The 24,294-nt window shown below is 69.5% G+C and carries 25 protein-coding genes; 16 read left to right on the top strand and 9 right to left on the bottom strand.

What is annotated here, in order from left to right:
• The first annotated feature begins 150 nt into the window (after positions 1–150).
• The 4 genes from gap (at position 151) to VM685_RS08550 (ending at position 3,730) form a co-directional block, all read left to right on the top strand.
• A complete protein-coding gene (gene gap, locus VM685_RS08565) occupies positions 151–1,158 on the top strand; it encodes a type I glyceraldehyde-3-phosphate dehydrogenase (protein ID WP_325459722.1) in 1,008 nt (335 codons plus the stop codon).
• A gap of 10 nt (positions 1,159–1,168) precedes the next feature.
• The gene (locus tag VM685_RS08560; RefSeq protein ID WP_325459721.1) at positions 1,169–2,368 is read left to right on the top strand and encodes a phosphoglycerate kinase; all 1,200 of its coding nucleotides are present in this window, start codon (positions 1,169–1,171) and stop codon (positions 2,366–2,368) included.
• Between the two features lie 14 nt (positions 2,369–2,382).
• Positions 2,383–3,405, top strand: coding sequence for a class I fructose-bisphosphate aldolase (locus VM685_RS08555; protein WP_325459720.1), 1,023 nt, complete (start codon positions 2,383–2,385; stop codon positions 3,403–3,405).
• Between the two features lie 79 nt (positions 3,406–3,484).
• Entirely contained in the window at positions 3,485–3,730 is a 246-nt protein-coding gene (locus VM685_RS08550; protein ID WP_325459719.1) for a hypothetical protein, read from the top strand.
• A gap of 5 nt (positions 3,731–3,735) precedes the next feature.
• On the opposite strand, the gene VM685_RS08545 is transcribed toward VM685_RS08550, so the two are convergent.
• From VM685_RS08545 to VM685_RS08535, 3 genes are all read right to left on the bottom strand, one after another.
• A complete protein-coding gene (locus VM685_RS08545) occupies positions 3,736–4,206 on the bottom strand; it encodes a TspO/MBR family protein (RefSeq protein ID WP_325459718.1) in 471 nt (156 codons plus the stop codon).
• A 56-nt stretch (positions 4,207–4,262) separates the two neighbouring features.
• Positions 4,263–4,745, bottom strand: coding sequence for a bacterioferritin (bfr, locus tag VM685_RS08540; RefSeq protein WP_325459717.1), 483 nt, complete (start codon positions 4,743–4,745; stop codon positions 4,263–4,265).
• Between the two features lie 113 nt (positions 4,746–4,858).
• Positions 4,859–5,044, bottom strand: coding sequence for a (2Fe-2S)-binding protein (locus tag VM685_RS08535; protein WP_325459716.1), 186 nt, complete (start codon positions 5,042–5,044; stop codon positions 4,859–4,861).
• A 183-nt stretch (positions 5,045–5,227) separates the two neighbouring features.
• On the opposite strand from VM685_RS08535, the gene VM685_RS08530 reads away from it, so the two are divergent.
• Genes VM685_RS08530 through thiE form a run of 4 tightly spaced genes read left to right on the top strand, consistent with a single transcriptional unit; the run spans position 5,228 to position 8,460 of the window.
• Complete coding sequence (locus tag VM685_RS08530; protein ID WP_325459715.1) at positions 5,228–6,640, top strand: cytochrome ubiquinol oxidase subunit I; 1,413 nt, start codon at positions 5,228–5,230, stop codon at positions 6,638–6,640.
• Positions 6,637–7,665, top strand: coding sequence for a cytochrome d ubiquinol oxidase subunit II (cydB, locus tag VM685_RS08525; protein ID WP_325459714.1), 1,029 nt, complete (start codon positions 6,637–6,639; stop codon positions 7,663–7,665). The genes VM685_RS08530 and cydB overlap by 4 nt, the downstream gene beginning before the upstream one ends.
• Positions 7,649–7,795 (top strand): DUF2474 domain-containing protein, encoded by a 147-nt coding sequence (locus VM685_RS08520; RefSeq protein ID WP_325459713.1) that lies wholly within the window; start codon positions 7,649–7,651, stop codon positions 7,793–7,795. Before cydB ends, VM685_RS08520 begins: the two co-directional genes overlap by 17 nt.
• A gap of 14 nt (positions 7,796–7,809) precedes the next feature.
• Positions 7,810–8,460, top strand: coding sequence for a thiamine phosphate synthase (gene thiE, locus VM685_RS08515; RefSeq protein WP_325459712.1), 651 nt, complete (start codon positions 7,810–7,812; stop codon positions 8,458–8,460).
• On the opposite strand, the gene VM685_RS08510 is transcribed toward thiE, so the two are convergent.
• On the bottom strand, positions 8,457–8,867 hold the full coding sequence (locus VM685_RS08510; protein ID WP_325459711.1) for a GFA family protein: 411 nt from the start codon (positions 8,865–8,867) through the stop codon (positions 8,457–8,459). The two genes, thiE and VM685_RS08510, sit on opposite strands and share 4 nt — an antisense overlap.
• Positions 8,868–8,953: 86 nt before the next feature.
• On the opposite strand from VM685_RS08510, the gene VM685_RS08505 reads away from it, so the two are divergent.
• A complete protein-coding gene (locus VM685_RS08505; protein WP_325459710.1) occupies positions 8,954–9,748 on the top strand; it encodes an inositol monophosphatase family protein in 795 nt (264 codons plus the stop codon).
• A 16-nt stretch (positions 9,749–9,764) separates the two neighbouring features.
• Positions 9,765–10,823: a glycerophosphodiester phosphodiesterase gene (locus tag VM685_RS08500; RefSeq protein ID WP_414693352.1), complete on the top strand. Its 1,059-nt coding sequence runs from the start codon at positions 9,765–9,767 to the stop codon at positions 10,821–10,823.
• On the opposite strand, the gene VM685_RS08495 is transcribed toward VM685_RS08500, so the two are convergent.
• Positions 10,820–12,673 (bottom strand): ABC transporter transmembrane domain-containing protein, encoded by a 1,854-nt coding sequence (locus VM685_RS08495; protein ID WP_325459709.1) that lies wholly within the window; start codon positions 12,671–12,673, stop codon positions 10,820–10,822. The two genes, VM685_RS08500 and VM685_RS08495, sit on opposite strands and share 4 nt — an antisense overlap.
• Positions 12,674–12,793: 120 nt before the next feature.
• Here VM685_RS08495 and rpmE point away from each other — a divergent pair, with 120 nt between their 5' ends.
• Positions 12,794–13,018, top strand: coding sequence for a 50S ribosomal protein L31 (gene rpmE / locus VM685_RS08490; RefSeq protein ID WP_257815520.1), 225 nt, complete (start codon positions 12,794–12,796; stop codon positions 13,016–13,018).
• 107 nt (positions 13,019–13,125) lie between these two features.
• On the opposite strand, the gene VM685_RS08485 is transcribed toward rpmE, so the two are convergent.
• Both VM685_RS08485 and VM685_RS08480 read right to left on the bottom strand, forming a co-directional pair.
• Positions 13,126–13,635, bottom strand: coding sequence for a DUF1465 family protein (locus VM685_RS08485; protein ID WP_325459708.1), 510 nt, complete (start codon positions 13,633–13,635; stop codon positions 13,126–13,128).
• Between the two features lie 97 nt (positions 13,636–13,732).
• Positions 13,733–13,939, bottom strand: coding sequence for a DUF1192 domain-containing protein (locus VM685_RS08480; protein WP_325459707.1), 207 nt, complete (start codon positions 13,937–13,939; stop codon positions 13,733–13,735).
• 90 nt (positions 13,940–14,029) lie between these two features.
• Between VM685_RS08480 and VM685_RS08475 the strand changes: the two genes are divergently transcribed.
• The 5 genes from VM685_RS08475 to VM685_RS08455 all read left to right on the top strand — a co-directional run bounded on the left by VM685_RS08475 (position 14,030) and on the right by VM685_RS08455 (position 21,423).
• Positions 14,030–15,019 carry an NAD(P)H-quinone oxidoreductase gene (locus VM685_RS08475; RefSeq protein WP_325459706.1) on the top strand — a complete coding sequence of 330 codons (990 nt, stop codon included), beginning with the start codon at positions 14,030–14,032 and terminating at the stop codon, positions 15,017–15,019.
• 254 nt (positions 15,020–15,273) lie between these two features.
• The gene (locus VM685_RS08470; RefSeq protein ID WP_325459705.1) at positions 15,274–17,802 is read left to right on the top strand and encodes a TonB-dependent receptor; all 2,529 of its coding nucleotides are present in this window, start codon (positions 15,274–15,276) and stop codon (positions 17,800–17,802) included.
• 191 nt (positions 17,803–17,993) lie between these two features.
• On the top strand, positions 17,994–19,508 hold the full coding sequence (locus VM685_RS08465; RefSeq protein WP_325459704.1) for an MFS transporter: 1,515 nt from the start codon (positions 17,994–17,996) through the stop codon (positions 19,506–19,508).
• Between the two features lie 78 nt (positions 19,509–19,586).
• A complete protein-coding gene (locus VM685_RS08460) occupies positions 19,587–21,071 on the top strand; it encodes an MFS transporter (RefSeq protein ID WP_325459703.1) in 1,485 nt (494 codons plus the stop codon).
• A 34-nt stretch (positions 21,072–21,105) separates the two neighbouring features.
• Complete coding sequence (locus tag VM685_RS08455) at positions 21,106–21,423, top strand: low affinity iron permease family protein (RefSeq protein ID WP_325459702.1); 318 nt, start codon at positions 21,106–21,108, stop codon at positions 21,421–21,423.
• Between the two features lie 3 nt (positions 21,424–21,426).
• On the opposite strand, the gene VM685_RS08450 is transcribed toward VM685_RS08455, so the two are convergent.
• Positions 21,427–22,656, bottom strand: a complete 1,230-nt coding sequence (locus VM685_RS08450) for a TetR/AcrR family transcriptional regulator (RefSeq protein WP_325459701.1) — start codon at positions 22,654–22,656, stop codon at positions 21,427–21,429.
• Between the two features lie 70 nt (positions 22,657–22,726).
• Positions 22,727–24,166: a helix-turn-helix domain-containing protein gene (locus VM685_RS08445; protein WP_325459700.1), complete on the bottom strand. Its 1,440-nt coding sequence runs from the start codon at positions 24,164–24,166 to the stop codon at positions 22,727–22,729.
• Between the last annotated feature and the right edge of the window lie 128 nt (positions 24,167–24,294).

The following is a 24,294-nucleotide window of genomic DNA, read 5'->3' as shown; positions in this document are numbered from 1 at the left end:
TTTCATGGATTGAGCCCCTGTTCGCGGGATGACAGCGGTGTCGGTCACAAAGCGGCGCCAGAGTTGACCCCGCCAGGGGTTGACTTGGCTGTCGGCGACCGAAAGAACGCCCCGCAATCACGCCCTTAGGCCGCCAAGGAGGTCCTCCCCATGCCCGTTCGCGTCGCCATCAACGGTTTCGGTCGCATCGGCCGCCTGGTCCTGCGGTCGATCGTCGAACATGGGCGGACGGACATCGAGGTCGTGGCCATCAACGACCTGGGCCCGGTGGAGACCAACGCCCACCTGCTGCGCTACGACAGCGTCCACGGCCGCTTCCCGCAATCCGTGACGGTGGACGGCGACACGATCGACGTCGGCCGGGGCAAGATCAAGGTCACCGCGATCCGCAATCCGGCCGAGCTGCCGCACAAGGACCTGGGCGTGGACATCGCGCTCGAGTGCACCGGCCTGTTCACCGCCCGCGACAAGGCCGCCGCCCACCTGGAGGCCGGCGCCAAGCGGGTGATCATCTCGGCCCCCGGCGACGGCGTCGACAAGACCATCGTCTACGGCGTGAACCACGACACCCTGTCCGCCGACGACACCATCATCTCCAACGCCTCGTGCACCACCAACTGCCTGGCGCCGGTGGCCAAGGTGCTGCAGGACCTCTGCGGGATCGAGCGTGGCTACATGACCACGATCCACTCCTACACGGGCGACCAGCCGACGCTGGACACCATGCACAAGGACCTCTACCGCGCCCGCGCCGCGGCCATGTCCATGATCCCCACCTCCACCGGCGCGGCCAAGGCGCTGGGCCTGGTGATCCCGGCGCTGACCGGCAAGCTGGACGGCTCCTCGATCCGCGTGCCGACCCCGAACGTCTCGGTCGTCGACCTGAAGTTCGTGCCGGGCCGCTCGGTGACCAAGGACGAGATCAACGCCGCCCTCGAGGCCGCCGCGAACGGCCCGCTGAAGGGCGTCCTGGCGGTGACTCACGAGCCGCTGGTCTCCATGGACTTCAACCACAACCCCGCCTCGTCCACCGTCGCCCTGCCGCAGACCCAGGTGATCGAGGGCCAGCTCGCCCGCGTGCTCTCCTGGTACGACAACGAGTGGGGCTTCTCGACCCGGATGAGCGACACCGCCGTCCACATGGCGAAGTACCTCTAAGACCGCGACGATGGCCTTCCGCACCCTCGACGACGCCGAACTCCAGGGCCGGCGCGCACTGGTCCGCGTCGACTTCAACGTCCCGATGGCGGACGGCCGTGTGACCGACGACACCCGGCTGCGCGCGGCCCTGCCGACCATCGAGAAGCTGCGCAAGGGCGGCGCGAAGGTCGTCCTGCTGGCCCACTTTGACCGGCCGAAGGGCAAGCGCGTGCCGGAGATGAGCCTGAAGCCGGTGGTCGAGCCGCTCTCGAAGCTGCTCGGCGCGCCGGTGGCCTTCGCCGACGACTGCTCCGGCGAGGCGGCCAAGGCCGCCGTGGACGCCCTCCCGGCCGGCGGCGTGCTGCTGCTGGAGAACGTCCGCTACGAGGCGGGCGAGGAGAAGAACGAACCGGAATTCGCCAAGGCCCTGGCCGCCAACGGCGACCTCTACGTCAACGACGCCTTCTCGGCCGCCCACCGGGCGCACGCCTCCACCGAGGGCCTGGCGCGGCTCATGCCGGCCTATGCGGGCGAGCAGATGCGGCGGGAGCTGGAAGCCCTCGACATGGCCCTGGGCAAGCCCGAGCGGCCGGTGATGGGCATCGTCGGCGGCGCCAAGGTCTCCACCAAGCTCGACCTCCTGAACAACCTGGTGGGCCGGCTGCAGTACCTCGCCATCGGCGGCGGCATGGCCAACACCTTCCAGTACGCCCAGGGCTACGACGTCGGCGGCTCGCTCTGCGAAAAGGACATGGCCGACACCGCCCGCGAGATCCTGAAAAAGGCCGAAGCCGCCGGTTGCCGGATCATCCTGCCGGTCGACGTGGTCGTGGCCGAGGACCTGAAGCCCGGCGCGGCGAGCGAGGTGGTGAAGCTCTCGAAGGACACGCCGCTCGGCGAGGCCCGCAAGATCTTCGACGCCGGTCCCGAGACCGTGGCCGAGATCCTCGGTGCCATGCGCCAGTCGAAGACCCTGATCTGGAACGGCCCGCTCGGCGTCTTCGAAGTGCAACCCTTTGACAAGGCGACCGTTCAAGCTGCGCAGGAGGCCGCACGGCTCGCCAGGTCCGGCGAGCTCGTGGCGGTGGCGGGCGGGGGTGATACGGTCGCCGCCCTCAACGCGGCCGGCGTCGTGGACGACTTCACCTTCGTCTCAACGGCGGGCGGTGCGTTCTTGGAATGGATGGAAGGCAAGGAGCTGCCCGGAGTGGCGGCCCTGTCTCAATAACGAGTGGGGAAGTGATGAATCTCGCGGCTCTGAACGAAATCGCCGAGAAGATGGTGACGCCCGGCAAGGGCATCCTGGCGGCGGACGAAAGCACCGGCACGATCCAGAAGCGCTTCGACGCCATCGGCGTCGAGAACACCGAACAGAACCGCCGCGACTACCGCGAGCTGCTGTTCCGCGCGACCGAGACCATGCGCGACCACATCTCGGGCGTGATCCTGTTCGAGGAGACCCTCTACCAGAACGCCGCCGACGGCACGCCGCTGGTGGACCTGATCACCCAGGCCGGCTCCGTGCCGGGCATCAAGGTGGACAAGGGCGCCAAGCCCCTCCCCGGCTTCCCGGGCGAGACGATCACCGAGGGCCTCGACGGCCTCGGCGACCGGCTGAAGAAGGACTATGAGCGCGGCGCCCGCTTCGCCAAGTGGCGCGCGGTGATCGACATCGCCGACGGCATCCCCACCTGGGGCGCGGTGAAGGCCAACGCCCACGCCCTGGCGCGCTACGCGGCCATCTGCCAGGCGAGCCAGATCGTGCCGATCGTCGAGCCCGAGATCCTGATGGACGGCGCCCACGACATCGACCGCTGCGACGAGGTCACCCGGTGGGTGCTCTCCACCGTGTTCCAAGAGCTGTTCGAACAGCGCGTGGCCCTGGAAGGCATGGTGCTGAAGCCGAACATGGTCGTCTGCGGCAAGAAGTGCACGAAGCGCGCGTCGGTGGACGAGGTGGCGCATCGCACCATCGCGGCGCTGAAGGCGACCGTGCCGTCGGCGGTGCCGGGCATCGCCTACCTGTCGGGCGGCCAGAGCGACGAGGAGGCCACGGCCCACCTCGACGCGATGAACAAGATCGGCGGCTTCCCCTGGAAGATGACCTTCTCCTACGGCCGGGCCCTGCAGGCGGCGCCGCAGAAGGCCTGGTCCGGGAAGTCCGAGAACATCGCCGCTGCCCAGCGCGCCTTCGCCCACCGGGCCAGGATGAACGGCCTGGCCAGCGTCGGCCAATGGGAAGGCGCCCTCGAGAAGGCGGCCTGAGGCCCTTTCCTCTCCCCGCCCCGGCGGGGAGAGATCCTCATTTGAGGAACTTCCGCGACGGCGCGCCGGTTGCCCGTCCATGGGGAAACACGCCGTCGTCCTGGGGCTGGCCTTCCTGGGCCTCGCCGCGTTTGCGGTGTTCGCCGGCTGGGCGTTCTTCGCCGCCTCGGAGATCGGCGGCGGCTGGGCGAGCCTGGGCCCCATCTGGCCCTATGTGGTCGGCGGCGTCCTCGTGGTCGCCGCCCTGGCCGGCTTCCTGATGTGGCTCGCCTTCTATTCCGCCAACCACGGCTACGACGACCGGGTCGATCGCGACCGCTGGTAAACGGCTCAGTGCATCGTCGCGCGACTGGCCGCGGGGTCGACCCGGCGGGCGCGGATGGCGTAGGCGCCGGCCGCGCCGATCGAGGCCACGGTGGACGCCACCTGGCCGCCCAGCCGCCGCGGCCCGAAGGCCATCCAGACGGTGTTGAGCGCCTGGGCCATCGCCCACAGGGTCAGGGCCTGGGTCCTTGCAGGTCCCCGCGGCGCGCTCCAGATGCGCAGGCCCGACAGGGTGAGCGCCAGGAACAGCGGCGGCCAGAGCACGCCGAACAGGGTGCGCCGGGGCGTGGCCGCCGCCGGCTCCGGCGGGTTGGGATCCTCGTAGTCGGAATAGGCTTCCGGATAGTCCTCGGGCGGCGAGAAGGCCTTGGCGAGCACGGCGGAGACCGCCACGGCCCCGGCGGTGAGCGCCAGGCCCGTCAGCACGTCCTGCGCAAGCGGCCGCCCCCTCGCGGGCGCGTGGGCGTTCTCAAGCATGGCGGGCCTCCCTGACGTCTCGCGACCTAATCCACGGGCGCCGGCTCGGTTCCGGCTCAGCTGTCCGGGAGCTCGCCCATGGCGCTCTGCAGGTAGTTCTGCTCACCCAGGCTCTTCAAGAGGCCAAGCTGGGTCTCGAGGAAATCGATGTGCTCCTCGGTGTCGACGAGGATTTCGGTGAGGATCTCGCGGCTCACATAGTCCTGCGCCAGTTCGCACTGCTTCACGCCGTCGACGAGCACCGAGCGCCCGCCCACCTCGACCTCCAGGTCCGAGGCCAGGCATTCGCCCACCGTCTCGCCGATCTTCAGCTTGTGCAGGTCCTGCAGGTTGGGCAGGCCGTCCAGGAACAGGATGCGCTTGATCAGCAGGTCGGCGTGTTTCATCTCGCCGATCGACTCGTCGTAGGTGATCTTGCCGAGGCGCTTGAGACCCCAGTTCTCGTACATCCGCGCGTGCAGGAAGTACTGGTTGACCGCGGTCAGCTCGTTGGTGAGCACCTGGTTGAGCAGCCGGATGATCGCCTTGTCGCCCTGCACGGGAAGCCTCCGCTGAAATCGTGAACGGCGCGGACCCTCGTACCCGCCCCTCGCGGAGTCAAAGCCAAAGTTTGCGACTGAGTTGCGCTCGCCGAAAGGCCACCAGGCCCCGGCTATTCGGCCGCGTAGCGGAGCATCTCGCGCTCGCTCTCGAGCATTTCGCGCATGTCGCAGACGCAGCGGGCGCACTGGGGACGGCTGTCGCAGGCCTTGAAGATCTCCGCGGGCCGCGACGCGCCGGCGGCGATCGCCGCGCGGACCTCGCGCTCACGGATGCCGTTGCAGTTGCAGACGTACATGGACCGCCCGTTCCTCGACTGGTGACTAAGACTTAACCCGAATGAGAACGCGTTTGCAAGTCATTCGCAATTACGTAGAGGCCCGGATGCGGCGTCCTGTCGCAAGGCTTGTTTCGGCGTCTCGTGCGTTGTGGCAGCGGGAGACTCGTGGCCGGTCCGCCGGTGCGACGTTCGAGGCCAGGCATGGAATTCGACGCACTGCTTCTTTCGAGGCTGCAGTTCGCCTTCACCATTGCGTTCCACATCATCTTCCCGAGCTTCACGATCGGGCTGGCGAGCTATCTCGCGGTGCTGGAAGGCCTCTGGCTGACCACGAAGAACGAGGCTTTCAAGACCCTCTACCTCTTCTGGATCAAGATCTTCGCCCTCTCCTTCGGCATGGGCGTCGTCTCCGGCGTGGTGATGAGCTACCAGCTCGGCACCAACTGGAGCGTCTTCTCGGCCGTGGCCTCGCCGGTGATCGGGCCGCTGCTGGCCTTCGAGGTGCTGACCGCCTTCTTCCTCGAGGCGAGCTTCCTGGGCGTCATGCTGTTCGGCTGGAAGAAGGTGGGCCCGGGCCTGCACTTCGCGGCCACCAGCCTGGTCGCCATCGGCACCATCATCTCGGCCTTCTGGATCATCTCGGCCAACAGCTGGATGCAGTTTCCGCAGGGCTTCGAGCGCCTCACCGACGGCACGCTTCGGGCCACCGACTATTGGCAGGTGGTGTTCACCGACACCTTCCCCGAGCGGCTGGCGCACATGCTGCTGGCCGCCTTCCTGACCACCGCCCTGGTGGTCGGCGGCGCCTCGGCCTGGCGGCTCCTGAAGAACCGCGAGGACCAGGAGTCCTGCATCGCGCTCAAGATGGCCATCGGCATGTTCGCCATCGTCGCCCCGCTGCAGCTCCTGGTGGGCGACCTGTCGGGCAAGGAGGTCCTGGAGGTGCAGCCCGCCAAGCTGGCCGCCATCGAGGCCTTCTGGGAGACCCGCACCGAACAGCCCTTCCACATCGCCGCCTGGCCCGACCGGGCGGCTGAGAAGAACCATTGGGAGATCTCCATCCCCAAGATCGGCAGCTGGATCACGGCCGGCCGCTCCGACGCCGAGATCAAGGGGCTCAAGTCCTTCGCGCCGGAGGACCGCCCGCCGGTCGCTATCGTCTTCTGGGCCTTCCGGGTGATGGTGGGCCTGGGCATCGCCATGATCCTCCTCGGGCTTTGGGGCGTCTGGCTGATCTGGCGCGGCGGGGGTCCCGAGAAGCACCCGCTGTTCCTGAAGGCCGCCGTCGCCATGTCGCCCACGGGCTTCGTCGCCGTGATCGCCGGCTGGATCGTCGCCGAAGTGGGCCGCCAGCCCTGGGTGGTGACGGGCGTGCTCAGGACGCGTGACGCCGTCTCCCCTGTGGGCGCGGGCGAGGTCTCGGCCTCTCTCCTGGCGTTCATGGTGGTCTACGCCATCGTCTTCACCGTCGGCGCGCTCTACATCCTGCGGCTGATCGCCGAGGGTCCGAGGCCGACCCCCGCCCAGGACACCGAGCCGCCGCTGAAGCCCCGCCCGCCCGGCTACGCCCTGGGCGCCGCCCCCGATGCGCCGGATGAGGAGGTCCGCCGATGAACCTCGACCTGCCGCTGATCTGGGCGGCCGTCATCGCCGTCGGCGTCCTGATGTACGTCCTGCTGGACGGCTTCGACCTCGGCGTCGGCATCCTCTTCCCGTTCGCCGGCTCGCCCACGGACCGTGACGTGATGATGGACTCCGTCGCCCCCGTCTGGGACGGCAACGAGACCTGGCTGGTGCTGGGCGGCGGCGGCCTCTTCGCCGCCTTCCCCTACGCCTACGCGGCCCTGATGCCGGCGCTCTACATCCCGATCCTCCTGATGCTGATGGCCCTGATCCTGCGCGGCGTCGCGTTCGAGTTCCGCCTGCGCGGGCGCCGGCGCGGCAAGAAGTTCTGGACCGTGGCCTTCGCGGTGGGCTCGATCACCGCGACCGTCGCCCAGGGCTTCGTCCTCGGCGGGTTCATCCAGGGCGTCACGCTGGACGAGGCCGGGCGGTTCGCCGGCGGCCGGTTCGACTGGCTGACGCCCTACACGATCCTCGTGGCCGTCGGCCTGGTCGCCGGCTACGCCCTGCTGGGCGCCACCTGGCTGATCTGGAAGACCGAGAACGAGCTGCACGGACGCGCCCGCCTTTGGGCCTGGGCGTCCGGCGCCATGACCGCAGCCATGCTGGCCGCCGTCAGCATCGCCACCCTCTTCGTCCACCCGCGCGTCGCCAGCCGCTGGGGCTTCGATGGCGGGGCCTTCGACCCCGACCGCCTCTTGGCGCTCTTCCCGATTCCGGTGGTCGGGCTCGCCGGTCTGGCGCTCCTCGTCGTGGGCCTCCTGCGGCGCTCGCACGGCTGGCCCTTCCTCGGCGCCTTCCTGGTTTTCCTGTCGGGTTACCTCGGCCTGGCGGTCGGCTTCTTCCCCAACATCGTGCCCTACGACATGACTTTCCGAGACGCCGCCTCGCCCGACAACGCGCTCGGCTTCATGCTGGTGGGCGTGCTGATCCTGCTACCGGCCATCCTCGGCTACACGGCCTGGGTCTACTGGGTGTTCCGCGGCAAGGTCTCGGCCGATGCCGGCTATCATTGAGCCGCCGCCCGAGCCCGGCGCGCCCCTGCCGCCGCTCTGGAAGCGGCTCGCCTGGTTCTTCGGCCTGGCGGTCGCCGCGTCGCTCGCCACCGTCCTGGTCGCCTACGGCTTGAGGGCGCTGCTGAAATAGGCTTCTAGGCGCGCATGACCCCGCCGCTCTGCCGCCTCTACCTGATCACGCCGCCCAGGCTCGACGACCTGGCGGCCTTCGGACACGTCCTGGCGCACGCCCTGGACGCGGACGACGTGGCGGCCCTGCAGATCCGGCTGAAGGACCAGCCCGACGAGGTCGTGGCCGCGGCCGTGGACGTCCTCATGCCGATCGCGCATGCCCGCGGCGTGGCGGTGATCCTCAACGACCGCCCGGACCTGACGGCGAAGCTCGGCTGCGACGGCGTGCACGTGGGCCAGGACGACGCCCCTTACGCCGAGGCCCGCCGGATCGTCGGCAGGGACCGCATGGTCGGCGTGACCTGCCACGACAGCCGCCACCTGGCTATGGAGGCCGCGGAGGCCGGCGCCGACTATGTCGCCTTCGGCGCCTTCTTCCCGACCACCACCAAGGAGGCCATCGGCCATCCCGACCCGGAGATCCTGACCATCTGGCAGGAGACCATGGAAACCCCCTGCGTCGCCATCGGCGGGATCAAGGTGGAGAACGCCCGTGGCCTCGCCGCGGCCGGAGCCGACTTCCTGGCCGTCTCGGCCGGGGTCTGGTCCCACGGCGACGGCCCCGCCGCGGCGGTGAAGGCCCTCAACGCCGAGATCGCCGCAGGCCTCGCCGCGCGCGGCTAGTCCGGCGCGCCCGTGAAGGTCGGCACGCCGGGCGGCGGGCGCACATAGGGGTGCCGGTGCTCGGTCCAGACCATCCGCTGGGGCGCAGGCAGGCTGGTGTCGGCGAAACAGCCGCCGGCCACGCCGATCACGTCGTCCTCCTCTTCCGGGACCCACCAGACGCTCGACCCGCACCGCGGGCAGAAGTGGAAGGTGGTCGAGCCGTCCGGCGGATGGAAGGTCGCCGCCGTCCCGGACTGCGCCGTCATCTGGCGGGGCCGGTAGTAGACGGTGACCCCGAAGAAGGCCCCGGTGCGGCGCTGGCAGCGGGTGCAGCAACAGCTCGAGACCATCAGCGGCTCGCCCGCGAGCGTCGCCCTCAGGTCCCCGCAGGCGCAGGTCGCCTCGCGTGTCACGACTTCGTTCATGAGGGGACGATAGCGACGCGCCTTGCCTTGGGCGACCCTCGCCACTAGGTTCCGCGCCCTCTATCGCCTCCGAGATCTTTCACACCGTGATTTCCCAATCGGCCCTTCTGAAGGTCATGAGCGACGCCGCGCGCAAGGCGGCCCGCGGCCTCAACCGCGACTTCGGCGAGCTCGCCGAGCTCCAGGTGGCCAAGAAGGCGCCCGCCGACTTCGTCTCCGCCGCCGACCTGAAGGCCGAGCAGGTGCTGTTCGAGGCGCTGACCAAGGCGCGTCCCGGCTACGGCTTCCTGGCGGAGGAGCGCGGGATGATCGAGGGCACGGACAAGACCCACACCTGGATCGTCGACCCGCTCGACGGCACCACCAACTTCCTGCACGCCATCCCGCACTTCGCGATCAACATCGCCCTGCAGCGCGAGGGCGTGATCGTGGCGGCGCTGACCCACAACCCAGTGACCAACGAGACCTTCTGGGCCGAGAAGGGCAAGGGCTGCTACCTCAACGACCATCGCCTGCGGGTCGCGGCGCGCACCCGGCTGGACGAGTCGGTGCTGGCCACCGGCATCCCGTTCCTCGGCCACGGCCAGCACGCGAAGTTCCTCAAGGAGCTGCACCAGGTCAGCCAGCGGGTCGCGGGCGTCCGCCGCTTCGGCTCGGCCGCCCTGGACCTCGCCTGGGTCGCGGCCGGCCGCTACGACGGCTACTGGGAGCGCGACCTGAAGCCCTGGGACATCGCCGCGGGCGTGCTGATGGTCACCGAGGCGGGCGGCAAGATCACCTCGGCCGACGGGGACGACGACGTCCTGGCGGCCGGCTCGGTCTGCTGCGGCAACCTCGACATTCATCCGCTGCTGCTGGCCCGCCTGCAGGCCGCGAAATAGCGAAACCGTCACAGGAATGGCTAAGCTGGCGGGCATGAGCCTCACCCGCCGCGCCTTCGCCGCCTCCGCCGCCGTCCTCGCCGCCACGCCCGCCGCCGCCCGCATGGGGCGCCGGCCGCTGGTGATCGCCCACCGCGGGGCGAGCGGCGAGCGCCCCGAGCACACCCTGTCCGCCTACCGCCTGGCGATCGCCCAGGGCGCGGACTTCATCGAGCCGGACCTCGTGTCCACGAAGGACGGCCACCTCGTCGCCCGCCACGAGAACGAGATCTCCGGCACGACCGACGTGGCCCGCCGCCCCGAGTTCGCGGCCCGCCGCGCGGAGAAGGTGATCGACGGCGAGAAGGTCGCAGGCTGGTTCACCGAGGACTTCACCCTCGCCGAGCTGAAGACGCTGCGCGCCCGCGAGCGCCTGCCGCACCTGCGCCCCGCCAGCGCCGCCTTCGACGGCCAGGAGGCCATCCCCACCTACCAGGAGGTCGTGGACCTGGCGAAGACCGAGAGCCGCCGACTGAAGCGGACCATCGGCACCTACCCCGAGATGAAGCACCCGGCCTACTTCCGCGGGATCGGCCTGCCGCTCGAGGAACGCCTGGCCGAGGCCCTGAAGGCCAACGGCCTCGACAGCCGCACCGCGCCCGTGTTCGTCCAGTGCTTCGAGGTGGAGCCGCTGAAGCGCTTCATGGCGCTGTCGAAGGCCCGGCGCGTGATGCTGGTGGCCCAGGGGCCCGCGCCCGTCGACGTGACGAGCGAGGCGGGCGTGAAGGCCATCGCCGCCTTCGCCGATGGCCTTGGGCCGGAATGGCCGCTGGTCGTGCCGGTGGCGGACGGCGCGCTCGGCCCGCCCACGCCCCTGGTCGGCTGGGCGCACGCCGCCGGCCTGCAGGTCCACCCCTGGACGGTGCGGGCGGAGAACAATTTCCTGCCCGCCAAGCTGCGTAGAGGGACCTCGCCGGGCGACCACGGTGATGCTGAGGCGGTGTTCGACGCCCTGCAGTGCGCGAGCGTGGACGGGGTGTTCTCCGACTTCCCCGGCCTGGCCGCCAAGGCGCGCTTCCACGTGCGCTGCGGCTAGGCGGCTTCCCCGAACTGCAGGGCCGCCAAGCGCGCATAGAGGCCGCCCTTCGCCACCAGGTCGTGGTGGGTCCCCTCCTCCACCACCCGGCCCTCCTCCATGACCACGATGCGGTCGGCCTTGAGCACGGTGGCCAGCCGGTGGGCGATGACCAGGGTCGTGCGGCCCTCCATGGCCCGGTCGAGGGCTTCCTGCACCAGCCGCTCGTTCTCGGCGTCCAGGGCGCTGGTGGCCTCGTCGAGCAGAAGGACCGGCGCCTCGCGCACCAGGGCCCGGGCGATCGCCAGCCGCTGGCGCTGGCCGCCGGATAGGCCCCGCGCCCGCTCGCCCACCGGGGTGTCCAGGCCCTGCGGCAGGGCCTCCAGGAAGCTCTCCGCCTGGGCGGCGCGGACCGCGGCGAGGATGGCCTCCGGGCTCGCGTCCTCGCGCCCGAAGCGCACGTTCTCGGCCGCCGAGCCGGAGAACAGCGCCGAGTCCTGGGCGACCAGCGCCAGCCTGGCCCGCACCTCGGCCGGGTCCGCGTCGCGAAGATCGACCCCGTCCAGCACCACCCGACCCGCCTGCGGATCGTAGAAGCGCAGCAACAGGCGGAAGACCGTGGTCTTGCCCGATCCCGACGGCCCCACCAGCGCCACCCGCTCGCCCGGGTGTACGTGGAGGGAAAAGCCCTTCAGCGCCGGCAGGTCCGGCCGGCCCGGGTACGCGAAGGTCACCGCTTCGAAGGCGACGTCTCCGCGTGGCCGGGGCAGGGGCACGGGCTTGGCCGGCGGCGCGATGCCGGGCCGGGCGTCCAGCAGGCCGGCGATCCGCTCCATGGCGCCGGCCGCCTTCTGCACCTCGCCCCAGACCTCGCCCAGCGCGCCCACGGAGCTGCCCGCCATCACCGCCAGGAAGGCGAACTGGAAGAGCTGGCCCCAGCTCATCTCGCCGCGAAGGCCCGCGCCTACGGCCAGCCAGAAGACGAACACGATCCCGCCGAACACCAGCGCGATGACCATGGCGGTCATCAGGGCGCGGGCCCGCATCCGGGTCAGCGAGGTGGCGAAGCTATCCTCCACCGCCGCGCCGAACCGCTCGGCCGCCGTGCGCTCGCGCCCGAACGCCTGCACGGTCTCCAGCGCGTCCAGGCTCTCGCCAGCGAAGCCCACGGCGGCGGCGAACTTGTCCTGGGCGCTGGTGGTCAGCTTGCGCACCTGACGGCCGAACAGGAACAGCGGCGCCAGCACCACCGGGAAGACCAGCAGCACGAGGCCGGTGAGCTGCGGGCTGACGATCACCAGCAGCACCAGCGCGCCCACCAGGGTCAGCAGGTTGCGCAGCGCGAACGAGATCGAGGTGGCGAGCAGGTTCTCGACGATCTGGACGTCGGTGGTCAGGCGCGACAGCACCTCGCCCGTGCGGGTCTGCAGGAAGAAGGCCGGGTCCAGCGTCAGGATGTGGCGGTAAACCGCCTTCCTGAGATCGGCGACGATCCGCTCGCCGAGCTTGGTGACAAAGAAGTAGCGCAGCGCGCTGCCCACCGCGAGCGCCACGGCCACGCTGCTCAGCAGCCAGAACCAGGGTGCGACGGACCGCACGGTCGGGGCCTCGCCGCCCTGGCCCGTGAGGTGGTCCACCAGCAGCCGCAGGGCGCCGGAAATCCCCAGGGTCGCCGAGGCGGTGAAGACCAGGAACACCAGGGCAAGGAGGGCGTCGGTCAGGTGGGCGCGGGCGAAGGGGATGAGCCGGCCGAGCGCGCGGACGTTGCGGCTCTTGCCCCGCCGCTGGCCCTCGGTCGCGAGGCTCTGGGCGAGTTCGGCGCCGACGCTGGGCCGGCCCTCAGCCTGGGCCTCGGACGTCTGGTCGCTCATACGCGCTCACACCTTGCAATCCGGCCGGGCTTTCGGGTATACGCCCGGCTTCCTTTTGCAGGCCGCCTTCGCGGGCGGCCTTCTCACTTTGGCCGCTCCTTTACGTCAGGCGCCCGCGCGATGAAACAAGACACTCACCCGGACTACCACTTCATCACCGTGGTGATGACCGATGGCACCACCTACCAGACCCGTTCGACCTACGGGAAGGAAGGCGCGACCCTGAACCTGGACATCGACCCGAAGACCCACCCGGCGTGGACGGGCGGCGGTCACCAGATGCTGGACCGGGGCGGTCGCGTGTCGCGCTTCAACGCCAAGTTCGGCGCCTTCACCCGCAAGTGACCCGCCGCAGGCGGGTCATCCCGGCGAAAGTCGGGATCCACTGCAGGCAAAAAGAACGCCGCGGAGTCTCCTCCGCGGCGTCTTCTTTTTGCCTGGCCTCCTGAGCCTTAGAACGCGCCGAGCGCCGTCTTCAGCCGATCGAGCTGCGAGAGCACGGGGTGCGGCGCCTGGTCCACGGCCCCTTCGACATACATCCGCCGGTCGAGGTGGCGCACGCGCTCATAGAGCCGCTCGGAGCGGTCCAGGAGCAGCATGAGGCCGGCCGGCAGATCCTCGGCCGAGACCTCCTCGCCGCCACGGCAGACCTCCTCGGCGGCCAGCCGGTAGCGGTCCTCGCAGGCCGCGTCCGGCGCCATGTCGCCCTCGCGCACCGCCCGCTGCACCAGGAGCCACGAGGCCACCTGCATCAGCCGCGTGGTCAGCCGCATGCTCTCCGACGCATAGGCCAGCGCCGCATTCCGGGACAGGAGCTTGGATTCCTGGCGGCCGGCCCCGTCGAGATAGGCGGCCGTCTCCTCCACCAGGTCCATGCCTTCCTGGAAGGTGCGCTCGAACAGCTCCGAGCGCGCGAAGTCCTGGATCACGTCGCTGCGCCAGGGGGCGGTCATGTCGCTCATCTTTTCTTGTCGCCCTAAGCTTTCCCGCCGTTGGACTCGCCCGGCGGCTCTGCGGCCTGCGTGCAACCGCTGTGCCAGATCCTAGCGCAAATCCGGCTCAAGCGGACCGCGACGAAAAGAGCGCATCGGCCGCCGCGCGGCCCGCCCGCTTGCGGTCGATCTGCGCGCGGACGCGGGCGATCTCCGACTGCAGGACCTCGATCCGCTCCTCGAGCTCAGCCACGCCGAACAGGTCGAGATCCTCTCGAACCGCTTCCAGCAGCCGCTGGCCGCGGCTGATCCGAACTTCCGCCGGTTCTTCCATTTGCTTTCGCGAGCCTCCTTTGCCGGCCCCCGCTCGGGCGCTATCCAACCTCGCAAGGCGCTTGCGCGCAAGATCGGCGGAGACACACCCATGTCACAATCGAACGGCGAGACCATGACCGCCATCGCCGTCGAGGGCGGCCGCGGACCGGCGGAGGCGCTGAAAACGGTACGGATTCCGCGACCGACGCCCGGCCCCGGCCAAATCCTCGTGCGGGTGCGCGCGGCCGGCGTGAACCGGCCCGACATCGTCCAGCGGCTGGGCGCCTATCCGCCGCCGCCGGGCGCGCCGGAGACGCTGGGCCTGGAGATCGCCGGCGAGGTGGTCGAGGCCGCCGGCCGCTGGCGGGCGGGCGACCGGGTCTGCGCCCTGCTGGGCGGCGGCGGCTATGCGGAATACGCCGCGGTCGACGCCCGCCACGCCCTGCCGATACCGCAGGGCCTCGACTTCGTGCAGGCCGCCGGCCTGCCGGAGACCGTCTTCACCGTCTACGCCAACGTCTTCGAGCACGGAGGCCTGAAAGCCGGCGAGACCCTGATGGTCCACGGGGCCACGTCGGGCATCGGCGTCACCGCCATCCAGATGGCCAAGTCCGCCGGGGCGAAGGTGATCGCTACCGCGCGCGGCGCGGACAAGGCGGCGAAAGCCCTGGATCTGGGAGCCGACGTCGCCGTCGACGCCACCGCCCGGGACTTCGCCGAGGTCGCCAAGGCCGAGGGCGGCGTGGACGTGGTCCTCGACATGGTCGGCGGCGACTACTTCGCCCGCGAGCTCGACGCCCTGAAGACCGGCGGCCGGATCGTCTTCATCGCAGCCCAGGGCGGCGGCGAGGTCGCCCTGCCGATCTTCCGGCTGATGCAGAAGCGGGCGGTGGTCACCGGCTCGACGCTCCGCCCGCGGGACGCCGACGAGAAGGCGCGCCTCGCCGCGGAGGTCGAGCGGGTGGTCTGGCCGTGGGTCGCTGCGGGCCGCGTGGCCCCGCCGGTGGACGCCACCTTCCGGCTGACCGAGGCCTCAAAAGCGCATGCGCACCTGGAAGGCGGAAGCCACGTGGGCAAGGTCGTACTCCTCGCCGACTAGACGCTTCGGTCCTGAAACAGTCGGCGGACCCCACACCGCAGTTTCGAAGCGGGATCCCGCCTGTTTCCCTCGGGAAAACGCCCTCGGCCACAGGGACCAACGGCGACATCTTTGTGACGTCTACGTCAGAATAATTCGAACAGGAGGTACGAGAATCCTCCGGAAGCGGTTGACGCAGCGTCCTGCGCGACGCACCGTCACGCTTGAGCGCAGCCAATAGCGCCAACTCAGAACTGACTCCGGGGGAGGAGAACATGGTCTTCAAACGCCAGCTTCTGGCGGTGAGCGCGCTTGTCGGCGCATCGCTGGTCGCCAATGCCGCCCAGGCCCAATCCTCGAACACCATTGAGGAGCTGGTCATCACCGCCGAGAAGCGCGAGCAGTCGCTTCAAGACGTGCCGGTCGCCGTCTCGGCCTTCACCGACGAACGCCGCGAGACGATCGGCATCAACTCGGTCCAGGACCTCACGAACTTCACGCCGGGCCTGTCCTACGCGACGAACAACGACCGCATCGCCATGCGCGGCATCGGCCGCTTCACCAACAACCGCTCCTCAGAGGGCGGCGTGGCCATGTACAACGACGGGGTCTACACCTCGTCGGTGACGGCCTTCGCCCGTTCCACCCTGTTCATCGAGCGGACGGAAGCCCTGCGCGGGCCTCAGGGCACCCTCTACGGCCGTAACTCGATCGGCGGCGCCCTCAACATCATCTCCAAGCGGCCCACGGACGACTTCTACGCCGAGGTGCGGGGCGGGCTCGCGAACTACGACAACTGGTTCACCGAAGCCGCGGTCTCAGGACCTCTGGTCGGCAACATCCGCGGCCGGCTGGCCGGCTCCTACAGCTCGCAGGGCGAGGGCTACTTCAAGAACCTCAACCCGAACGGCCGCGACGAGGGCGGGATCGGCGACCAGTGGCAGATCGAGGGCCAGCTGGACGGCAGCCTCGGCGACGGCAAGCTGGAGTGGTGGCTGAAGGCCGACACCGCCGAGTGGCACAACCTGGGCCGCGGCCCGGGCGGCCGGACGACGGCTCTCTACGGCATCCGCGACGTCACCTCGCCGCTGCAGGCGGCGCTCACGCCGAACTCGGCCACGCTGGGCCTGCCGCTCGGCACGGCCGCCACCGAATGTCAGTTCTGCTTCAACAACGACGACGGCAACTACATCAGCCTTGAGAACAACGGCTACGCGCTCAACGCGACGCTGCACCTCGACAACTTCGATGTGAGGTACATCGGCGGCTACACCTACTACGACTACCGCCTGCAGACCGACCTCGACGCCACCTCGCGCCAGGCGCCGTTCAACCTGCCGATCAGCGCCACCTCATCGCCGCTCTACTATCCGCGGCGGCACAACCAGTATCAGGAAGAGGTGTGGTGGTTCTCGAACGAGCTGAACTTCGCCTCGACCCACGACGGCGCGATGCAGTGGCTGCTCGGCCTTTACCAGTTCCGCGAAGGGTCCAACTACACGCTCTCGGACGCGCGGCACCCAGATGACCCGCGCTTCGAGAACCCGACCCTGTTCTCCACCAACCCGGCGACCCAGCTCGTCGCCGCGGCGCCCAATCCGCTCCGCCGCTACGCCTACGGCAGCTCCTCGAACGTCAGCGAATCCTATGCCGCGTTCGGACAGCTGGACTGGCAGGTCACGGAGACCCTGAAGGCGACCGCCGGCCTGCGCTACACCTACGACCGCAAGCGGTCGTTCGAGAGCGCGCGGCTGTTCTGCCTGTTCACCGCCACCTGCCCGATCAGCCGCGTCTCCGGCCGCGCCGTAGACGTGACGGCGGTCGCCTCTCCGGGCGCCAGCAGTGACCCGTCGGTCTACCTGCCGGCCTACACCGACCCGACGACGGGCCTCCGCCACCGGGGCCTGAAGAACAACTGGAGCGGGGTCACCGGCACGCTCGGCCTCGACTGGCAGCCGGACCCGGACACCCTGGCCTATGCCAAGTACACCCGCGGCTACAAGGCGGGCGGCTTCAACTCGGGCACCACCACGCTCGCCCCCAACGTCACCACCGAGGAAGAGACGATCGACGCCTACGAGGTCGGCCTGAAGAAGACCTTCGGCGGGCAACTGCAGGCCAACGCCTCGGCCTTCTATTACGACTACCAGGACATCCAGATCCCGATCACCGGCCGCGACCCGCTCACGGACCTGAACGTCACCCGCTTCTTCAACATGCCGAAGGCGCGGATCGTCGGCTTCGAGGTGGAGACGATCTGGCAGCCGATCGACAACCTGCAGATCCTGGCCAACTACTCCTACCTGAACTCCGAGCTGCGGGAGGCGTGCTGCTTCCAGGATCCGGAGGACCCGCGCGGCATCCAGGAAGGCGTCGTGCTCGCGGGCAACCCCACGCCGCTGCCGGCGACGGGTGCGCTGAACCAGGACCTGAAGGGCGCCAAGCTACCGTCGTCGACCCCTCACCGGGTGACGGTCAACGTCAACTACACCCGGGAGATGGCCGCGGGCTCGCTCACCGGCTCGCTCACCTGGGTGTGGCGCGACGACACCTACTATTCGATCTTCAACCGCTACTACAACCAGGCGAAGAGCTGGCAGCAGACCGACGCCCGCGTGCTCTGGAACGACATCGACGACCGTTTCACGGTCATCGGCTACGTGAAGAACATCTTCGAGCAGGAAGGCGTGAGCGGCGCCGACGGCACCCGGATCAACACCGGCCCGAACACCGGCTTCGTCAACCGCACCATCTCCTACGTCCCACCACGCACCTACGGCGTGGAGGTCCAGTACCGCTTCTAGGCCGCCGCGAGGACGGTCATCGAGGGGCGCGCCGTCCGCGGCGCGCCCTTTTCTTTGCGGCCGTGTGTCGGGGCTGAAAGATCAAATCCGTTGACGCTGCGGCAGACCGCCCGCACCGTCCGGTCATTACGGCGGTCGCCAGAGCCGCCGATCTAGGGAATTTGGCCGCTCCATCGCGGCGGGAGGAAACCATGACCGCAACCGCGAGCCCCGCGGAATGGCGGCGCCCTGGCCTCGGCACGAAGCTGCTCTACGCCGTCGGCGCCGCCGCCACCAACCTCAAGCTGCGCGCGCTCTCCACCTTCCTGGTGATCTTCTACAACCAGGTGGTGGGCCTGCCGCCGGAGACGGTGGGCGCGATCCTCATGGCGGCGCTCGTGGTGGACGCGGTCCTGGATCCGATCGTCGGCCAGATCTCGGACAACTTCCGCTCCCGCTGGGGCCGGCGCCATCCCTTCATGCTGGCCTCTGCGCTTCCTTACGCGGCCTCGTTCTACCTATTGTGGAACCCGCCGGTGGGCTGGAGCGATGGCGCGCTGGCAGCCTACCTCGCCGTCTGCGTCATCTCCGTCCGCGTGTTCGACACCTTCTTCGAGCTGCCGCACCAGGCGCTCGCCCCCGAGCTGGCCCGCGACTACGACGAGCGCACCATCCTGCTCTCCATGCGGCACTTCTTCATGGTGGCGGGCGGTCTCGGCATGACGATCCTGGCCTATCAGGTCTTCCTGAAGGAGCGGCCGGACGGCACCGGCGGGGTGCTGGCCCGCGACGGCTACTTCGCCTACTCGCTCACCGGGGCGATCATCATCTTCACGACGATCCTCGTATCGACCCTGGGCACGGCGAAGCACATCCCGCACCTGCACCAGGCTCCGGCGCGCCAGATCACCATCCCCGCCATGCTGCGCGAGGTGGCCGCCACCCTGAACAACCGCGCCTTCATCGTCACCACCGTCGCCGCCATGCTGATCGCCATCGCGGTCGGGGCGCGCAACGGGCTGGAGATCTATTTCGGCCTCTACTTCTGGGAACTGCGCCAGTCGCAGCTCGCAACCCTGGCCACCTTCAGCGTCATCGGCGGTTTCATGGGCGTGTTCCTCGCGCCCATCGTCGGCCGCTACCTCGGCAAGAAGTGGGGCGTGATCACCGTCTTCGCCACGGCCGTTCTGGTCCACATCACGCCCGTGTCCCTGCGGCTCCTGGGCCTCGCGCCCGAGAACGGCTCCCCCGAGCTGCTGGTCCTGCTCTACGGCGAGGAGATCATCAACGCGACGCTGGCGGCCGCCACCGGGGTGCTGCTGTTCTCCATCATCGCCGACGTGGTCGAGGACGCGGAGGTGAAGACCGGCCGCCGGTCGGAGGGCCTGCTGCTCTCGGCCCAGAACCTGTTCCGCAAGGTGATCTCCGGCATGGGGGTGTTCATCGCCACCGGCGTGCTGGCGTTCGTGGACTTCCCGGAGAAGGCGGAGCGCTCGCAGATCGCGCCGGAGACCCTGCGCAGCCTGGGCCTCGCCTACATCCCGACCCTCGTCGGTCTCTACGGCCTGGCGATCCTCTGCCTGCTGGCCTTCAACATCACCCGGAAGATGCACGAGGAGAACCTGCGTCGCCTGCGCGAGGTTTCGGCCGCCGCCGCCGAGCAGATCGCCGATGATCCCGAGGCCCCGCCCGCCCTGCCCGGTGAGCCCGCACCCATAAAGCCGTGACCGGTTGACGTCGGTCTGGGCGGCCCGCACCGTTAGGTCAAAGGCAGGCCGAACGGCCGCCGGAGGAGAGGGGACCTCGTGACAGCCGCCGTGAACCCGACCGCGCGTCGCCTCAGCCTGCCGACGCGGCTGTTCTACGGGTCGGGGACCATCGCCTTCGGGGTGAAGGACAACGGCTTCAACTACTTCCTGCTGATCTTCTACAACCAGGTCATGGGCCTGCCGGCCCAGACCGTCGGCCTGGCGATCATGATCGCGCTCTGCGTCGACGCCTTCATCGACCCCATCGTCGGCCAGGTCTCGGACAATTGGCGCTCCAGGTGGGGCCGCCGCCACCCCTTCATGTACGCCGCGGCGATCCCCGTCGCGGTCAGCTACGTCCTCCTCTGGAACCCGCCGGCCGGCTGGGGCCACGACGCCCTGTTCGTCTACCTGATCGTGGTGGCGATCCTGATCCGCAGCTTCATCACGGTCTACGAAATCCCCTCGCAGGCGCTCGCCGCGGAGCTGACCACCGACTACGACGAGCGCACCCGCCTGCTCTCCTGGCGGATGCTGTTCTCCTGGATCGGCGGCTTGGCTATCTACTTCGCCGCCTGGATGGTGTTCCTCAAGCCCGACGCCGAGCACCCGGTGGGCCAGCTCAACCCCGCCGGCTATTCGACCTACGGCTTCGCCGCGGCGATCATCATGGCCGTGGCCATCCTCGTGTCGGCGCTCGGCACCCATCGCGAGATCCCCCGCCTGCGCGAGGCCCCGCACCGCGAGGCCACCCTGGGAGTGTTGGTGCGCGAGATGTTCGGCACGCTCGCCAACCGGTCGTTCCTGGCGCTGCTGGGCGCCTACCTGTTCTTCTCCATGGCGGTGGGGCTGCTGTTCTCGATCTCCACCTACATGTCGACCTATTTCTGGGAGTTCTCCCGCGAGCAGATCGCCTACTTCTCGTTTTCCAGCCTGACCGCGGCGATCATTGGCGCGATCCTGGCGCCGACGGTGTCGCGGCGGTTCAACAAGCGGCCCTCCGCCATGGCGATGATCATCGCCTCCCTGCTGGTCGGCGCCACCCCAATCATGCTGCGCCTGACCGGCGTTCTGCCGGGCAACGCGTGGGGCGGGATCTATCCCCTGATCTTCGTGCAGAACGTGATCTCGACCGCCATGGGCACGGCCGGCGCGATCCTGCTGAACTCGATGATCGCCGACGTGGTGGAGGACTCCGAGCTGCGCACGGGCCGGCGGCAGGAGGGGCTGTTCTTCGCCGCCGCCGCCTTCATCCAGAAGGCGGTGAGCGGAGTGGGCATCTTCGCCTCCGGCATGCTGCTGGGCTTCGTGCAGTTTCCGCAGGGCGCCCAGCCGGGCCAAGTGCCGGCCGACGTGCTCCATCGCCTGGGCGCCACCTACGTCCCGGTGCTCGGGGCCCTGTATGTGATCGCTCTGGTCTGCCTGGCCGGATACCGGATCAGCCGGCGCAGCCACGAGGAGTCGCTGGCCCGCCTGGCGGCGGCGACCGAGCTCGCGGAGCACGGGGAGCCGCCTTCGTCGACGGCGAAGCTCTCCCCCTGACGGAACGGCCGCGCCGGCCCCGCGTTGGCGGCGAATGGCGGACCATCCGGTCAGACGCGGCCTCACCAGCCTCGGCGTGTTCACGGCGCGCCCGGCGGCCTTCGTGGTGCTGGGGCTCTACACCCTGGCCTGGATCGTCTTCGACCGGCACAGCCTGGACATGCACGGGGTGGCGACGCTCGCCACCTGGATGATGACCCTGTTCATCCAGCGCGCCGAACACCGGGACACGCAGGCCATCCAGGCCAAGCTCGACGAGCTGTTGCGCGCCCAGGAGGGCGCCCGCGAGGAGCTGAGCGGCCTCGACGAGCGTGAGCCGGAGGAGATCGAGGCGCACCGCGCCGCGACTTAGGACCTATTTTCCGAAGATGCCCATCAGCAGCGGCCGGGCGAACACCGCCGGCGCGGCCTTCTGGCTGACGCCCGGGACCCAATAGCCGAGCTCGGCGCCTGCGTTCAGGGTGGCGTTCAGCATCTGCGCGGCGATGAACGGGTCCACCGGCCGGATCGAGCCCTCGGCTATGCCGTCCGAGATCATCGAGGCGAAGCGGTCCGACACCCGGTCGGAGTGCTGCACCATCTGGCGGCGTATCGGCTCGGGAAGGGCGGTCAGCGCCGAGACCCGCAGCAACGGCCCGTGCTCGGAGAGCTGGTACTCGGCCAGCGCCGCGGCCGCGCTCGACAGGTGGGTCCACTGGTCGCCCGGCAGGGCCATGGCCAGGCGCTGCACCCGCGTCATCACCTCGAAGGTGCGGTCGAAGCAGGCGACCACCAGGTCGTCCTTGGCGTCGTTGTGGTGGTAGAAGCTGCCCTTGGTGACGTTCAGCTCGGCGGAGATCTTGTCCACCGAGGCGCCCTTGTAGCCGCGGGAATTGATCAGCCGGGTGGCGGCCAGGAGGAAGGTCTCGCGGCTCATCTCCTGACGGTCGCGCGGCGCGAGCTCGGAGACCGGGATCGGCGCGGGGCCCCAGGTCGAGCGCTCGGCCGCCATGCCCTCGACCAGGATATCGTACATGCGGTCGCGGACGCGGTCGTAGTCCTCGGGGTCGTACTTGCCGATCCAGGCGGGCGCCCACAGGAGCTGCTCGAGCAGCATGTGGGTCCGCGCCGTGCGGCGGCCGCGGGTCAGCCAGTCGAGGTCGGGGGATTCGAAGATCTCCCGCAGCTTGCGGAACATCTTGCCGTAGGCCTTCCGCACCTCGCCCCGGCGCGGCTGGTTCAGCGCCCTCAGGTCGGAGAGCACCGGCAACGGCGGCGCCTCGTTCACCGCCGTCAGCCGCAGCCGCTCCAGGTGCAAAGTGAGAAGGCGGTGCAGCCGGGCCTCGCGGGTGGACTCCAGGAGGGCCTGCTCCATGCACCAATGCATGGCCTCGATGCCGCGCATCATGCAGGCGGCGGCCAGGTCGTCCTTGCGCTTGAAATAGTAGGTGACGCTGGTGGTGGAGAGGTCCACGGCGGCGGCGGCCACGCCCAGGGTCAGGCCCTTAACGCCCTTGCGGTTGAGGATCTCCGTGGCCGCGTCGAGGATCGCCTCCCGCTTACGCTCAAAACGGTCCGTGGCTCGGGCCGCGCTACGCTGCGCCATACGTCTCCCCCAACTGGTCCGGCATTTTGCGCACGTGAAACACGGGCGCGCCAGTGGGTACCGCTCTCAGTCAGGTCGAGGCGAAGGGATAGGGCGTGATCGACTTGGTGAAGTCGTCGACGGTAAGCGTCCGGCTGATCGGCTCCGCGGCGCGCTGCGGACAGGCCGGGCGCTCGCAGATCCGGCAGGCGGGCCCGATTCCCGTGGCCACCGGATCGCGCAGGTCGAGCCCGCGCGAATAGACCAGCCGCTCGGCGTACTTCAGCTCGCAGCCCATGCCGATGGCGAGGTCCGACTCCTCCGAGGCGAAGGGCCGCGCCACCCGCGCCACGGTGCGCGCGATGGTGAAGTAGCGCTGGCCGTCCGGCGTCTCGATGATCTGGGTGATGATCCGCCCGGGCGTGCGGAAGCTGGAGTGGATGTTCCACCTGGGGCAGGCGCCGCCGAACCGCGAGAACGGGAAGGCCGAGCCGGCGAACCGCTTGGAGATGTTGCCCGCCGAATCCACCCGCACCATGAAGAACGGCACCCCCCGCGTCCCGGGCCGGGCCAGGGTCGTCAGCCGATGGCAGGCCTGCTCGAACGACACCCCGAAGCGGGCGCGGACCAGTTCGATGTCGTAGGCCGTGCGCTCGGCCGCCTCGTAGAAGGCCCCGTAGGGCATCAGCACCGCGGCGGCCAGGTAGTTGGCCAGGCTGACCTTCAGGAGATTGCGGGTCGGCCGGTCCGGCGGCGCGGCCTTGTCGGCCAGGGTCTCCAGGAGTTCGCGGTGCTCCAGCAGCGCCAGCTGGTAGGCCAGGCTGAAGTTGCGCCCGGCCCCGGTCAGCACCTCCGACAGGAACAGCCGCTTCCTGTGGTAGTCGAACCGCCGGACGCTCTCGGGCAGGACGTCCACCGGCACCACCCGCACCTGCACGCCGAAGTTCCGGGCCAGCCGCTCGCGGGCGGCCTGCGGGAAGTCCTGCGGCTCGGACTTCAGCTCGGCCGACAATGCGTCGGCGGCGTCCTCCAGGTCGGCGAAGTGGTTCTTCTGGGCCTGGATGTAGTCCCGCACCCAGTCCGACGGCGTGACCACCGGCTGCACCAGGGTGCCGTCCTCCGGCCGCCCGACGCCGCCAAGGTCGGCGATGCGGCGCTGGTCGAGGTAGGCGCGGTAGAGCCGCACGATCGCCTCCGACACGCCGGGCGCGGAATCCGCCACCTCGGCGATCTCGTGGCGGGCGACGCCCAGGTCGCGGAACATCTGGTCGGAGAACACTTCCGACAGGCCCGTGGCGCTGGCCGACTCCGGGTCCGACGACAGGGTCTTCAGATCGAGGTCGTAGGCCTCGGCCAGCCTGAGCAGCACCTGGGCCGTCACCGGCCGCTGGTTGCGCTCAAGGAGGTTGAGGTAGCTGGGGGAGACCCCAAGGTCCTCGGCCATCCGGGTCTGGGTCAGCCCCAGCTCCCGGCGCAGGCGCTTCATGCGGGCGCCGAGGAACAGCTTCCGGTCTGTCGAGGCGAGAGCCATGGCTGTGTGTTTGTCACAGATTTACAACTATGACAATGGCGAGCTGTTACAGACACGCCTTTTGCCAACACGGCGGCGCTTTCCCGCTTTGGATTTCAAGCGTTAAAGGCCTCGAACGCTTGTCAAAG

The sequence above is a fragment of the Phenylobacterium sp. genome (genome assembly GCF_035539035.1).
GTDB lineage: Bacteria > Pseudomonadota > Alphaproteobacteria > Caulobacterales > Caulobacteraceae > Phenylobacterium.
Note: the sequence above shows the minus strand (reverse complement) of the source record. Positions and strands in the feature narration are given on the sequence as shown.

Coding starts and splice junctions, on each gene's coding strand:
- gap (WP_325459722.1), top strand. CDS start 151: ATGCCCGTTCGCGTCGCCATCAACGGTTTCGGTCGCATCGGCCGCCTG.
- VM685_RS08560 (WP_325459721.1), top strand. CDS start 1,169: ATGGCCTTCCGCACCCTCGACGACGCCGAACTCCAGGGCCGGCGCGCA.
- VM685_RS08555 (WP_325459720.1), top strand. CDS start 2,383: ATGAATCTCGCGGCTCTGAACGAAATCGCCGAGAAGATGGTGACGCCC.
- VM685_RS08550 (WP_325459719.1), top strand. CDS start 3,485: ATGGGGAAACACGCCGTCGTCCTGGGGCTGGCCTTCCTGGGCCTCGCC.
- VM685_RS08545 (WP_325459718.1), bottom strand. CDS start 4,206: ATGCTTGAGAACGCCCACGCGCCCGCGAGGGGGCGGCCGCTTGCGCAG.
- VM685_RS08535 (WP_325459716.1), bottom strand. CDS start 5,044: ATGTACGTCTGCAACTGCAACGGCATCCGTGAGCGCGAGGTCCGCGCG.
- VM685_RS08530 (WP_325459715.1), top strand. CDS start 5,228: ATGGAATTCGACGCACTGCTTCTTTCGAGGCTGCAGTTCGCCTTCACC.
- cydB (WP_325459714.1), top strand. CDS start 6,637: ATGAACCTCGACCTGCCGCTGATCTGGGCGGCCGTCATCGCCGTCGGC.
- VM685_RS08520 (WP_325459713.1), top strand. CDS start 7,649: ATGCCGGCTATCATTGAGCCGCCGCCCGAGCCCGGCGCGCCCCTGCCG.
- thiE (WP_325459712.1), top strand. CDS start 7,810: ATGACCCCGCCGCTCTGCCGCCTCTACCTGATCACGCCGCCCAGGCTC.
- VM685_RS08510 (WP_325459711.1), bottom strand. CDS start 8,867: ATGAACGAAGTCGTGACACGCGAGGCGACCTGCGCCTGCGGGGACCTG.
- VM685_RS08500 (WP_414693352.1), top strand. CDS start 9,765: ATGGCTAAGCTGGCGGGCATGAGCCTCACCCGCCGCGCCTTCGCCGCC.
- VM685_RS08495 (WP_325459709.1), bottom strand. CDS start 12,673: ATGAGCGACCAGACGTCCGAGGCCCAGGCTGAGGGCCGGCCCAGCGTC.
- rpmE (WP_257815520.1), top strand. CDS start 12,794: ATGAAACAAGACACTCACCCGGACTACCACTTCATCACCGTGGTGATG.
- VM685_RS08485 (WP_325459708.1), bottom strand. CDS start 13,635: ATGAGCGACATGACCGCCCCCTGGCGCAGCGACGTGATCCAGGACTTC.
- VM685_RS08480 (WP_325459707.1), bottom strand. CDS start 13,939: ATGGAAGAACCGGCGGAAGTTCGGATCAGCCGCGGCCAGCGGCTGCTG.
- VM685_RS08475 (WP_325459706.1), top strand. CDS start 14,030: ATGTCACAATCGAACGGCGAGACCATGACCGCCATCGCCGTCGAGGGC.
- VM685_RS08470 (WP_325459705.1), top strand. CDS start 15,274: ATGGTCTTCAAACGCCAGCTTCTGGCGGTGAGCGCGCTTGTCGGCGCA.
- VM685_RS08465 (WP_325459704.1), top strand. CDS start 17,994: ATGACCGCAACCGCGAGCCCCGCGGAATGGCGGCGCCCTGGCCTCGGC.
- VM685_RS08455 (WP_325459702.1), top strand. CDS start 21,106: ATGGCGGACCATCCGGTCAGACGCGGCCTCACCAGCCTCGGCGTGTTC.
- VM685_RS08450 (WP_325459701.1), bottom strand. CDS start 22,656: ATGGCGCAGCGTAGCGCGGCCCGAGCCACGGACCGTTTTGAGCGTAAG.
- VM685_RS08445 (WP_325459700.1), bottom strand. CDS start 24,166: ATGGCTCTCGCCTCGACAGACCGGAAGCTGTTCCTCGGCGCCCGCATG.